The organism is Lentzea sp. NPDC060358 (genome assembly GCF_042725365.1).
GTDB lineage: Bacteria > Actinomycetota > Actinomycetes > Mycobacteriales > Pseudonocardiaceae > Lentzea.
Window position 1 is genome coordinate 1 of sequence record NZ_JBHXCW010000233.1, and the last position, 11,937, is coordinate 11,937.

General features: G+C 72.2%; 13 protein-coding genes. 3 read left to right on the top strand and 10 right to left on the bottom strand.

What is annotated here, in order from left to right; translation table 11 throughout:
- Positions 1–40: 40 nt before the first annotated feature.
- Positions 41–430, bottom strand: a complete 390-nt coding sequence (locus ACFWGZ_RS33460) for a hypothetical protein (RefSeq protein WP_382455588.1) — start codon at positions 428–430, stop codon at positions 41–43.
- 168 nt (positions 431–598) lie between these two features.
- On the opposite strand from ACFWGZ_RS33460, the gene ACFWGZ_RS33465 reads away from it, so the two are divergent.
- On the top strand, positions 599–1,750 hold the full coding sequence (locus ACFWGZ_RS33465; protein WP_382455589.1) for a metallophosphoesterase: 1,152 nt from the start codon (positions 599–601) through the stop codon (positions 1,748–1,750).
- On the opposite strand, the gene ACFWGZ_RS33470 is transcribed toward ACFWGZ_RS33465, so the two are convergent.
- Positions 1,737–2,267: a histidine phosphatase family protein gene (locus tag ACFWGZ_RS33470; RefSeq protein WP_382455590.1), complete on the bottom strand. Its 531-nt coding sequence runs from the start codon at positions 2,265–2,267 to the stop codon at positions 1,737–1,739. The genes ACFWGZ_RS33465 and ACFWGZ_RS33470 overlap by 14 nt on opposite strands.
- Complete coding sequence (locus tag ACFWGZ_RS33475) at positions 2,264–3,154, bottom strand: hypothetical protein (RefSeq protein WP_382455591.1); 891 nt, start codon at positions 3,152–3,154, stop codon at positions 2,264–2,266. Before ACFWGZ_RS33475 ends, ACFWGZ_RS33470 begins: the two co-directional genes overlap by 4 nt.
- A 334-nt stretch (positions 3,155–3,488) precedes the next feature.
- On the opposite strand from ACFWGZ_RS33475, the gene ACFWGZ_RS33480 reads away from it, so the two are divergent.
- The gene (locus tag ACFWGZ_RS33480) at positions 3,489–4,658 is read left to right on the top strand and encodes a hypothetical protein (protein ID WP_382455592.1); all 1,170 of its coding nucleotides are present in this window, start codon (positions 3,489–3,491) and stop codon (positions 4,656–4,658) included.
- Here the strand turns inward: ACFWGZ_RS33480 and ACFWGZ_RS33485 are convergent.
- The 5 genes from ACFWGZ_RS33485 to ACFWGZ_RS33505 form a co-directional block, all read right to left on the bottom strand.
- Complete coding sequence (locus ACFWGZ_RS33485) at positions 4,636–5,817, bottom strand: sugar efflux transporter (RefSeq protein ID WP_382455593.1); 1,182 nt, start codon at positions 5,815–5,817, stop codon at positions 4,636–4,638. The genes ACFWGZ_RS33480 and ACFWGZ_RS33485 overlap by 23 nt on opposite strands.
- Before the next feature lie 64 nt (positions 5,818–5,881).
- Entirely contained in the window at positions 5,882–7,234 is a 1,353-nt protein-coding gene (locus tag ACFWGZ_RS33490) for a gamma-glutamyltransferase (RefSeq protein ID WP_382455594.1), read from the bottom strand.
- A gap of 49 nt (positions 7,235–7,283) precedes the next feature.
- A complete protein-coding gene (locus tag ACFWGZ_RS33495; protein ID WP_382455595.1) occupies positions 7,284–7,907 on the bottom strand; it encodes a response regulator in 624 nt (207 codons plus the stop codon).
- A complete protein-coding gene (locus ACFWGZ_RS33500) occupies positions 7,904–8,941 on the bottom strand; it encodes a sensor histidine kinase (RefSeq protein WP_382455596.1) in 1,038 nt (345 codons plus the stop codon). The genes ACFWGZ_RS33495 and ACFWGZ_RS33500 overlap by 4 nt, the downstream gene beginning before the upstream one ends.
- The gene (locus ACFWGZ_RS33505; RefSeq protein ID WP_382455597.1) at positions 8,938–9,492 is read right to left on the bottom strand and encodes a DUF1453 domain-containing protein; all 555 of its coding nucleotides are present in this window, start codon (positions 9,490–9,492) and stop codon (positions 8,938–8,940) included. Before ACFWGZ_RS33505 ends, ACFWGZ_RS33500 begins: the two co-directional genes overlap by 4 nt.
- A 117-nt stretch (positions 9,493–9,609) precedes the next feature.
- Between ACFWGZ_RS33505 and ACFWGZ_RS33510 the strand changes: the two genes are divergently transcribed.
- Positions 9,610–10,203, top strand: a complete 594-nt coding sequence (locus ACFWGZ_RS33510) for a DedA family protein (RefSeq protein WP_382455598.1) — start codon at positions 9,610–9,612, stop codon at positions 10,201–10,203.
- Here ACFWGZ_RS33510 and ACFWGZ_RS33515 read toward each other — a convergent pair.
- A complete protein-coding gene (locus ACFWGZ_RS33515) occupies positions 10,110–11,336 on the bottom strand; it encodes an MFS transporter (RefSeq protein ID WP_382455599.1) in 1,227 nt (408 codons plus the stop codon). The genes ACFWGZ_RS33510 and ACFWGZ_RS33515 overlap by 94 nt on opposite strands.
- A gap of 150 nt (positions 11,337–11,486) precedes the next feature.
- On the bottom strand, positions 11,487–11,837 hold the full coding sequence (locus ACFWGZ_RS33520) for a carbonic anhydrase family protein (protein WP_382455600.1): 351 nt from the start codon (positions 11,835–11,837) through the stop codon (positions 11,487–11,489).
- Between the last annotated feature and the right edge of the window lie 100 nt (positions 11,838–11,937).

Genomic DNA, 11,937 nt, shown 5'->3' on the forward strand with positions numbered 1-11,937 from the left:
CCTCCTGGGCCCGTCACGGCCGTCCGATGACACCCCGGCACTACAGCGCGAGAGCACCCTCGATGCGCCCCACCATCGCGTCCTCCGCGTCCACCACCACGCCGTCCGCCTCCGCCACCTCGCGGCAGATCGCCAGCACGGCGCGCGGGAAGTCGGCGGCGTCCTCCGGCGCCTTCACCGAGAGCGTCTTCATCGACGACCGCAGCGCCTCGAGGACCACCGGCTCGATCTCCTCGTCCGTCCCCGCGGGCACGGACGGGCGGGCGCCGCCCAGCACCTGGCGCAGGTCCGGGGACAGGTTCGCGAGGGCGCGCAGGCCGGCGAACCGCTCCTCCAGCACGGGGCCGGGGTCGGCGTGCGAGACCAGCAGCATGGCGCCGTACACGGCAGTGCGCAGCGTGCGGCTCTCCTCGTCGGTGTAGAAGATCATGTCGCTCACTCTAGGTCGTGGGATCGCGGGGTCTGCGAAGTACTTGCCAACAAGGACTCCCGTCGGTCTCGGCGGTTGCCTGACGGCCCTGTGACGGACGTCTAGCGAACAAACGGGCACCCTGCTGCGTTGAGATGGGTTGAGCCGACCGCGCAGGAGGATGCACCTATGACGACCACCGCTACCCGGCCCCGCATCACGGTACGGCGGGTGGTGTTCACGCTCGTCCTCCTCACCGTGACGACGCTGCTGTTCTGGGTGCCGTTCGAGGGCCTGTTCGCCGCGAGCGCGGAGTGGCCCGATCCGGTGCGGCCGGTCGCGGCCGTCGTGTTCGCCGCGGCCGCCATCGCGATGATCGTGCTGTTCACGCGGCGCACCAGCGACCGGGCCGCGCGGATCTCGCAGTTCCTGCTCGGGTTCGTGTGGATCGCGTTCGTCTGGACGCTGCTCACGGACCTGGTCCGGCTCGGCCTGGCGCTCGGCGGGGTCGAGAACCCGCTGCGCTCGCGCGTCGTCGCCGTGCTGCTGGCCGTCGTCATCGTCGTGATCACCGCCTACGGCGTGCACGAGGCCATGCGGGTGCCGCGGATCAAGCGCCAGGACGTCACCATCCCGCGCCTGGACCCCGCGTTCGACGGGCTGACGGTCGCCGTCGTCACCGACACCCACTACGGCGCCATCAACCGCGCCAAGTGGTCGCGCGGCATGGTCGACGCCCTCAACGGGCTCAACGCCGATGTCGCCGTGCACGTCGGCGACATCGCGGACGGCACCGCCGACCAGCGCCTGGAGCAGGCCACGCCGCTCGGGGACGTGAACACCGCGCACCGCTTCTACATCACCGGCAACCACGAGTACTACTCCAACGCCCAGGGCTGGATCGACCTCATGACCCGGCTGGGCTGGAAGGCGCTGCACAACGAGCACGTGACGCTCGAACGCGGCGGCGCCCGCCTGGTGTTCGCGGGCATCGACGACATCACCGCCGACCACTCCGGCGAGCCCGGCCACGCCGCCGACCTGGGCCGCGCCCTCGCCGGGGCGCCGCAGGCGCCGGTCGTGCTGCTCGCCCACCAGCCCTCGGAGATCAAGAAGGCCGTGGCGGCGGGCGTGGACCTGCAACTCTCCGGCCACACGCACGGCGGGCAGATCTGGCCGTTCCACTACCTCGTGCGGCTGCAGCAGCCGGTCGTGGCGGGCCTGAGCCGCCACGGCGACCGCACGCAGCTCTACACGAGCCGCGGTTCCGGCTTCTGGGGCCCGCCGATGCGCGTGTTCGCGCCGAGCGAGATCACGCTGCTCACGCTCAAAGCCCGCTGAGGTGCCCGCCGTCGTTGAACCTGACCAGGCGGGGTGACTCGCCGGTCGTGTAGCGGATGACCGTGAGCGCCGCGTTGTCGTGGTTCAGCGCCAGCCAGCGCTCGGGCGGGGCGTCCAGGGCGTCGCGCACGAGCCAGGCGATCAGGAACGAGTGGGTCACCACCAGCACCGGGCCGTCGCCGGGGCGCGCGAACCGCGTCTCGGCCTCGTGCGCGAGCGCCGGGCCGCGGGTGCGTTCGGACTCGGGGAACCGGCCGAAGAACTCGTCGTGGTCGGGAACGAAGTGCGGCACGTAGTCACCGGCGGCGGCCTCGACCCGGCAGGGCACGCCGAGCGCCTCGGCGATGATCGACGCCGTGTCCGCGGCCCTGGGCAGCGGGCCGTGGTGCACGGCCGCGAAACCGGTGCCGCGCAACCGTTCCGCCACCGCCTCGGCCTGCCGGCGACCGCGTGCGGTCAGCCGGGACTCGTCCTTCGTCGCCTCGCCGTGCCGGACCAGGTGGAGATCTCTCGTCACACCGTGCAGTCTGCCTTGATGGCACTCGCGGCGTGATGGGCGTAGGTCGGTCCGGAGCCGTCCCAGTCCTGACCTCGGGTGAGCAGCTGCACCGTCAGGTTTCCGCTGGCCTTGAACTTCCCCGCGGCGACCCACTGGCCGCGCTTGTCGACCTGCTTGATCGCGAACGACGCCATCGGGGTGCCGCCGACGCCGTTGCGGTCGAACACGGAGTACACGGTCGGGTTACCCCCGACCTCCTCGACGCCGCCGTTCGGGATGAACACCGACAGCGCGCACGAGCCGGAGGCGGCGAACGTCCACTGCGCGTAGGCCGAGGAGTCGTCGCGGCGGGCGTCGCCGGACATGGGGATCGACACGAACGTCGAGCCGCACCGGCCGTCGCCGTGGTCGACCCAGCCCTTCCTGCCGTCGCGGTAGGAGCCGACGTTCGAGTACCCGCCGCAGCCGGGTCCGGTGGTGAACGTCCTGGTCCCGGCCCTGCCGCTGTCCCCGGCCGGGGGCATGACCGCCTGCGTCGACGTCGGTGCCGGGCCGGTCGCGGACGACGGGTCAGTGCTCGCCGGGTCCTCCGGCAGGTCCGCCGGTGGCGTGATGAGGCCGGGGAGGTAGCTCTGCGAGGGCTGCGCGACGTCCGTGTCGCCGGCGCCGGAACCGCCGTTGAACGTGGCGATCGCGATCCCGCCGAGCACGAGCATCGCGACGATGGCGGCGATCGCGCCGGCGCGCGGCTTGAACGGGCCACCCGGCGGTTTCTCCTCCTGCGCCTTCGCCTCGCCGGCCGCCGCCCAGCGCGCGCGACCCCGGGCCCGGGCAGCCTCCATCAGGGCCGGGTCGGGCTTGAAGAGGCGCTCGGTCGGGCGATCGTCGGAGAACTCGGTCGGCACGGAGCGCAGTGTGCCAGGGGCGCAGGGTCACCCGAACGCGTGGTTCTTTCACGAATGGGTCATTTGCGCGCAACCGACCACGCCTCGCGCACCCGGTTGCTCCGTTTCGTCCACGATCCGTGACGACGACCGGCCGCGCACGGGACCGGATATCTGACTCACGAGTCAGCGCGGACAGGTCCCGCACCAGCGGCGTCGTCCCGTGGGAGCGCGTCCAGCCCGTCCGGGCCACGGCTGCGGGGTCACGGTCGGGACACGCCTGGGGAACACCTTGATCTCGTGCCTCCTCACCAGGTGCTGTGCGCCGCCCGCGGCGGGGATTAGGGTGCCCGCCATGTCCGGTAGACAGGTGGTCGTGCTGCTCGCCGCCCTCGTGGCGGGCTGCGGCACGACGATCCAGGGTTCGCCCGCCGCCGCCCCCTCGGCACCCACGACGACGTCGTCGCGGACCGTGACCGTCGTGACGCCGCCGTCGAGCACGAGCAGTGCCGCGCCCCCGACGACCACGGCGCCCCCTCCCCCGCCCGCCACCGCGAAGTTCGGCAACCCGGACGGCACCGCCGCCGTGCCCCCGGAAGCCGCCGCGGAGGACACCTCGAAGCCCAGCCGCGTGATCGGCACCGGCACGCCCGCCTCCTGCACGTCGCAGGCCGTGGTCGACGCGGTCGCCGCCGGCGGCGTCATCACGTTCGACTGCGGGCCGGCCCCGCACACCATCGCGATGGCGGCGACCGCGAAGGTCCGCACGAACTCCGGCGCGAAGGTCGTCCTCGACGGCGGCGGCCGGGTCACGCTGAGCGGCCAGGGCCGGCGCCGCGTGCTCTACCAGAACACCTGCGACAAAGCTCTGGGCATCACGACCTCGCACTGCCAGGACCAGGACGCGCCCACCCTGGTCGTCCAGAACATCACCCTCGCCGACGGCAACTCGACCGGCGACGCGACCGAGGGCGGCGGTGGCGGCGCGCTGTTCGTGCGCGGCGGCCGGCTCAAGGTCGTGAACTCCCGCTTCACGGGCAACCGGTGCGACCCCGACGGCCCCGACCTCGGCGGCGCGGCGATCCGCGTGCTCGACCAGTTCCGCGACGGACCCGTCCACGTCACCGGCAGCACGTTCGAGGGCGGTGTGTGCGCCAACGGCGGCGCGCTGAGCAGCATCGGCACGTCGTGGGTGGTGCTCAACAGCCTGATGAAGGGCAACCGGGCCGTCGGCCGCGGCGCCAACCCGGCACGTCCCGGCACCCCCGGCGGCGGCAGCGGTGGCGCGATCTACAACGACGGCAACACGTTCACCCTGCGGATCGCCGGGTCGCTGATCGAGGACAACCAGGCCGCCGAGGGCGGCGGCGCGGTGTTCTTCGTCAGCAACGACAACTCCGGCTCGATGTCGGTCGAGGGCTCGACGCTGCGCCGCAACCCCAGCCTCGGCTTCGAGACGGTCAAGGGGATCTTCTACCTCGGCGCGGGCGGCAAGCCGAAGGTCACCGCCTCGACGATCCGGTGAGCCTGCCCGCCGCCAGCAGCAGCGCGAGACCGCACACGCACATCGCGAAGCTGAAGCCGTAGACCCAGCGGAAACCGAGCCCCTGCGAGACGCCGAGCAGCGCGCCCGCGACCATGCTGCCGACGATCTGGGTGTTGTTGAACATCGTCGTGGCGTGGCCGGGCCGCAGCGGGTCGAGGCTCTGGAAGTACGTGATGCCCACGCCCATCACGAGCGAGATCACGGTGGCGTGCAACAGCTGCAGGGCCATGACCTGCCAGACCGCGTCGGTGAGGATCATCAGGCCGTGGTAGCTCAGCGAGATCGCCGCGCCGATGAGCACGAGCCGGTGCTGCGACATCCGGTTCGCGAGCGCGCCGAACCACAGCATCATCGGGATCTCCAGCGCCGCGCACAGGCCCATCGTGAGACCGGCGTCGCCCGCGGTGCCCCCGAGGTTGGCCGTGATGAACAACGGCAGGCCGCTCACCGCGAGCGCGACCGACCCCTGCATGAACGTGAACGCCGCGGAGACGACGGCCATCGTGCCGCGCACGGGTTCCGCCGCGGCTTCCTCGGCCACGTCGTCCTCGGGTTCCGCCACGGGCACCGGCAGCAGCAGCGCGAGCACCGCGACGCCGAGGCTCAGGACGGCGGTCGCACCGAACAGGCCGACCCAGCCGGTCTGCGCGACGAGCAGCGCGGCCACCGGCGGCCCGGCGACCCAGGCGACCGACAGCAGCGTGCGCAGGACGCTGACGACCATGGACGGGCCGCGCGAGACCTGGCGGCCGTAGGCGAAGAGCTGCGGCAGCAACGACGCGGTGATCGCGATGAACACCACGGACGTGCCGAGCAGGTACCAGTAGTCGCGCAGCACCGCGAACAGGCCGTAGCCGACGGCACCGGCGACACCGCCCGCCACGAGCAGGTACCGGCGCTGCACCCGGCCGTCGGACAGCGCGCCCATGACGGTGCTGGCGACCACGGACGCGACCGGGCTGACGATCAGGAAGAAGCCGAGCTGGAACGGCGTCACGCCGACCTCGCTCGTGAGGAACAGCGAGTTGAACGGCAGTGCGAACGCCATCGTCATGCCGGACACGACGCTGATGACGGAGAGTTGGAGGAACGTACGGGACAGGAGCGGCGAGGATCTTCTCTCGCTGAGTGCCGTCACCCGCTCATCGTCCGGGTCCGGCCGGAGATCGGGAAACCGGATATCCCATTATGCGGGCAAAATCTCACACGACGACGACGGCGCCGTCGCGGCGGTGATCTGCACCACCCCTGAGCAGGCCCGATCCGGTCAGTTCGACCAGCTGGCAGCCGCCGAAGAACATGTTCGGAGCGCGGAACTCCGTGACCGGCAGCGCACTTCCCGGTCGAATTCCCGGTTCCACGTGCAGGCGGTCGCCGCCCAGGTGCATCCGCGGCGCGTCGACGGCCTGCTGGGCGGGCATCCCGCGGTCGAGGACGTTCACGAGCACCTGCAGGATCGCGCCGCAGATCCGGCTGGAGCCCGCGCTGCCGAGCACCAGTTCCGCGCCCGCGTCCCGGGTCACGACCGTCGGCGCCATCATCGACGGCAGCCGGTCGCCGGGCAGGTGGCTGAAGAACCCGCCGGGCGACAGGTCCTCCTCCCCCATCATGTTGTTGAGGTGCACGCCCGCGATCGCGATGCCGGAGCCCGCGCCGTTGGTGGTGGTGACGGAGCAGGCGGTGCCCTCGGCGTCGAGCACGGAGATGTGCGTGGTGGAGCCGAGGCGGTTCAGGTGCGTCTTCGGGGTGGCCATCGCGCGGACGAGGTCCTGCTGCGAAGGGTTGTCCGGCAAGGCTTCCAGCATCTGCGTGAGCAGCGTGCCGCCCATCGCGGGCGGCGGGTTCGTGTGGACGTCGCGGCCGCGGTGCCGCGCGTGCAGGGGTGCGCGTTCGGCCACCGCGTAGGACCGGAGGTCGGTGCGGGTGAGGTCGCCGCCGTGCGCGCTGATCTCGTCGACGATCGCGGCGGCGATGTCGCCGGTGTAGAACGGCTCCGCGCCGTCGTGGCCGAGCCGGTCGAGCGCCTCGGCGACCTCGTGCTGCACGAGGAGTTCGCCCTCCCGCAAGGCGTTCAGGCCGATGCTGCGCGCCAGCGGCAGCAGCAACGACGTCACGTAGGCCTGGTAGCCGTTGACGCGGTGGCCTTTCCGCGCGTACGCCGCGGCGGCGGACACGAGCTCCGCGAGCGGCGCGCGGCCGTAGGTGGCGGCTTTCGCGGCGCCGGCGGGCAGTCCGTACGCGGCGACCGAGGACGGCCCGACGTGGAATTCCTGGTCCGCGTCGCCGAAGTGGACGGTGATGGGGTCGAGCGGCGCCCGGTCGCCCGCCCGGCCGCGGCCCGGTGCCTCGGCGGAGAAGTCCAGCAGCACCGGGGTTTCCCCGGCCGGCGCGATCATCATGTACCCGGCGGCGCCGAGCCCCGTGAGCAGCGGCTCGGTGACGCACGACGTCAGCATCGCCGCCACCGCCGCGTCCACGGCGTTGCCGCCCGCGCGCAGCATCGCCGCGCCCGCCTGGGCGGTGAGCGGGTGACCCGCCGCGATGGCTCCTCGCACCGTCGACCTCCCGTGCAGAAGGCTGACCACCGTAGCCCAGCGCGCGGCCTCAGCGCAGGTCGAGTGCCAGCCGCACGGCGTCGGCGCGCGAGCGCAGGCCGGCCTTGGCGAACAGGTTGTTGATGTGCGTCTTCACGGTGGCCTCGCTGATGAAGAGCCGCCGCGCGATCTCCTGGTTGCGCAGGCCCTCGCCGATCAGGTCGAGCACCTCGCGTTCGCGGGCGGTGAGGTCGACGCCCGCGGGGGTGGCCGGTCCGCGGCTCGCGAGGTCGAGCAGCCGCGACTGCACGGCCGGGTCGAGGATCGCGCTGCCCGCGTGGGCGCCGCGCACGGCCTGGACGATCGTGCCGCGGTCGGCGTCCTTGGTGAGGTAGCCGCGCGCGCCCGCCCGCAGCGCCGCGAGGATCGACTGGTCGTCGTCGAACGTGGTGAGCACGACGACGGGCAGATCGGGGTGCGAGGCGCGCAGCGCGGCGGTGGCCTCGGCGCCGCCCATCACCGGCATGGTGAGGTCCATGAGCACGACCTCGGGCGTCAGTTCCCGCACCGCCGCAAGGGCTTGCTGCCCGTCGGAGGCGGTGCCGACGACCGTGATGCCCGGGTCGAGGTCGAGCATGACGGCGAGCGCGTCGCGCACCGCGGCCTGGTCGTCCACGATCAACAGCCTGATCACCGCGGCAGCTCCAATCGCACCGTCCACCCCGGACCGCCCGGCCCGGCGGCCAGGGTGCCGCCGAGCAGCGCGGCCCGTTCCCGCATGCCGGCCAGGCCCATCCCGCTGCCCTCCCGGTGGTTCTGCCCGTTGTCGGACACGGTCAGTCTCACCGACGTGGACTCGTACTCCAGCACCAGGTCGACATCGGCTCCCGGCGCGTGCTTGTGGGCGTTGGTGAGGGCCTCCTGCGCCGTGCGGAGAACGGCCTGGGTGACCTCCACGCCCACCTCGCCCGCACCGGCGACGCGGAACGACGCCCGGTGGTTCTCGGCGAGCTTGGCCAGCGCCTCCGGCAGTGAGAGCGTGTCCTCCCGCAACGCGTGCACGGCGCGCCGGGTCTCCTTCAGGCCGGAGACCGCCAACGCCCGTGCGCGCAGCACGGCGTCGTTCGCTTCCTCGGACTTGCCCGCGGCGTGCAGGGCGTCGGCCATGTCCAGTTGTACGGCGATGCCGGACAGCGCGTGTCCCACCACGTCGTGGATCTCGCGGGCGATGCGGCCTCGTTCCTCCAGCGCCGCCGCGTACTCGGCGGCGGCCGCGGCGGCGTCGCGTTCCCGGCGGATCATGCCGAGGAACACCGGCAGGCCCGCGGTGAGGCACAGCCACCACGGCGGCACGTCCGGCGAGCCGGACACCCACGTCGAGACCATCGCGAGCACGGCCCCCGTGGCCGCGACCCCGATCGCGAGCTGCCGCGACTCGAGCTCACGCCCGGCCGTGCCGCACGCGACGAACACGAGCGCCACCGCCGCGGTGGCCGGTGCCAGCCCGAACAGCGGGGCCGAAGCCAGCACGGACGCCACGACCACCGCGGTCCGGGCGCGCACCGGCACCCGGCCGAGGGCGGACGCGAGCGCCGTGGCCACCGCCACGGCGGTGAGCGCCCACGTCAGCGCGGGCAGCAGCGGCGGCCGGCCGGCCAGCTGGACCACCGCGACCGCGGAGACCACCAGCACGACCAGCGGGCGGAACATCTCGTCGGCGAACGTCATCGGGACGCATCATGCCCGGTCCCGCGGACCTTCTCCTGCCAGGAGTCGACGAACGCGGAGGTGCGGCGCGCCGCGCCGCCGCGCCCCTTGGCCCACACGACCCGGCCGCCCACCCGGACGGCCTTCGACATCACGACCAGTCCCTCGGCGAGCAGACCCGCGCCGACGACGAGCATCAGCCCGTTGCCCGCCTGCACCGCGCCGGGGTCGAGCAGGCCCGCCGCGAACCCCAGGGCGAACCGCGCGGCGATGCTCGCCACCCACAGCACGATCGTCGTGGCGGTGTAGCGCACCATCACGAGCCCGTCCCGCTCGTAGGTGCGGATGGTCAGGCCGCGCAGCACGCCGAACGCCGCGCTGAGCAGGACGCTGACCGCGAGGAACACCACCGCGTCCGCCGACGGGACCGACGTCTGGGTCAGCCCTGCCACGCCGAGGACCGCGGGCAGCAGCAACAGCCGCTTGCCCACCGCGGGCTCCCCCTTCAGCCGGCGTGCCATCACGTAGACGATCGCCGCGGCGATCAGGACGATCTCGACTGGTGCGTTCATGCCGTCAACGCTAGGAATCCACGCAGCTCAGCGCCTGGACCCCAGGCCGTAGCCCGGGTGGAGATCCATCTCCACCCGGAGGTTGAGGGCTCGGGCAAAACGGGTAATTCGACAACCATGGAATGGATCACCCGACTGATGGAGGCGCTCGGCTCACCCGGCGCGGGGCTGGCGGTGGCCCTCGAGAACGTGTTCCCGCCGGTGCCGAGCGAGGTGATCCTGCCGCTGGCCGGGTTCACCGCGGGACAGGGCAAGATCTCGCTGCTCGCCGCGATCCTGTGGACCACGGCGGGCTCGGTCGCCGGGGCGCTCGTGCTCTACGGCCTGGGCGCGTGGCTCGGCCTGGAGCGGCTGCGCGAGGTCGCGAAGAAGATCCCGTTCGTCACCGTCTCCGACGTCGACAAGTCCGACGCGTGGTTCGACAAGCACGGCACCAAGGCCGTGTTCATCGGGCGCATGGTGCCGGTCGTGCGGAGCCTGATCTCCATCCCGGCCGGGGTGTCGGGCATGCCGGTCGTGAAGTTCACCGTCTACACCGCGGCGGGCAGCCTGGTGTGGAACACCGCGCTGATCATGGCGGGCTACGCGCTCGGCGAGAACTACGAGCTCGTCGACCGCTACCTGGGGTGGGTGTCGATCGTGGTGCTGGCCGCGCTGGCCATCGCCATCGTCTGGTTCGTGGTCTCGCGGTCCAAGGCGCGCCGCTCGTAGAGCACCGACGCCACCGCGATCGCAAGGCCGGCGAGCGACAGCCCGACGCCGACCCAGGCCGTGGACGTGTAGCCCCAGCCGGCGGCGATGGCGAGACCGCCGAGCCACGCGCCGGCGCCGTTGGCGACGTTGAGCGACGAGTGGTTGGACGAGGCCGCGAGCGACGGCGCGTCCGGCGAGGCGTCCATCAGCCGCACCTGCAGCGCGGCGGCCAGGATCTGCACCACGAAGCCCAGCAGGAACAGCAACGCGAACAGGAACACCGGGATCGTGGCGGTGAGCCCGAACAGCACGAGGATCGCGCAGACGGCGACCAGCCCGCCGAACACCGACCGCGTCACCGACCGGTCGACGAACCGCCCGCCGAACGTGGCGCCGAGGGTCATGCCGAGCCCGAACACCGCGAGGACCCACGGCACGACACCGGCCGGCAGGCCCGCCACCTCGGTGGTCAGCGGCGCGACGTAGGAGTAGACGGCGAACATGCCGCCGAAGCCGATCATGCCGGTGAAGATCGCGAACCACACCGTCGGCCGGCCGAACGCGCGGACCTCGCCCTTCATCGACGCGCCCTCGACCTTCGGCACACGCGGCACCCACGCCGCGATGGCCACAGCCGTGACGACGGCGATTAGTGCCACCGAGAGGTAGGCGGTGCGCCAACCGATCTGCTGCCCTGCTGCTGTGGCGAGCGGCACGCCCACAAGGTTCGCCACGGTCAGACCGACCATCACGCGCGCAACGGCCGTGCCGCGCCGTTCGGGTGCCACGAGCGTGGCGGCGACGACCGCGGCGATGCCGAAGAACGCACCGTGCGGCAACCCGGCGACGAACCGCGCCACGAGCAGGAGGGTCTTGTCCTGGGCCGCCGCCGACAACCCGTTGCCCAGCGCGACGGCGAGCATCAGACCGATGAGCATGCCTTTGCGCGGCAGCTTGGCGCCGAGCACCGCGATCAGCGGCGCGCCGACGACGACACCGGCGGCGTAGAGGCTGATCGCGTGACCGGCCTCGTAGTCGGGGATGCCGAAGGTCTCCGCGATCTGCGGCAGCAGGCCCATGGTCGCGAACTCGGTCGTGCCGATGCCGAACCCGCCGAGCGCGAGAGCGGTCATGGCGCGGGTGGTGTTCACATTCGCTCCTGGTCGGGTTGCCCGCGGTCGGCGCTGACGCAGGGACGAATTAGTTAGCGACTGGAACCATTCTACGGTCTTTCTGACGCGCTTCAGAAGCGTCCACCCGGTGCGACTGCTCACATGCGGAGGGCGGGACCCCGACCCTGGTCAGATCCGCGGCACCTCGACCAGCGCCCGCCCGTTCAGCGGCTGGGCCTGCCGGGCGTTGCCCGCCGAGAACATCCCCCGGAACCGCGCGACCGACGCGGCCGTCACGTGCTGCTCCCCGGTCAGGTACCACTCGACACCCTCGGTGAACGGCGCCGTGGTCAGCGACCCGGTGTAGTGCAGCGTGTGGTGACCGGCCGGCAACAACCGGCCGAGGTCGATCGGCTCGACGTCCACAGGCGCACCGCACTCGGGCGCGAGATGCGCCAGCACGTCGTCCACGGCGGAATGAGCACCAACGACCAGCGGAACCCCCACGACCAGAAGCTTGCCCTCAGCGCTGCGGTGCACGAGGTGCGGGTCTGTCAAACGAACGGTGTAACTCGGGTTGAAGGAAACTACTTGCGTCCGGCGGCCAGGCGGCCGTCGAAGGCGATGTCGAACGCGTTGA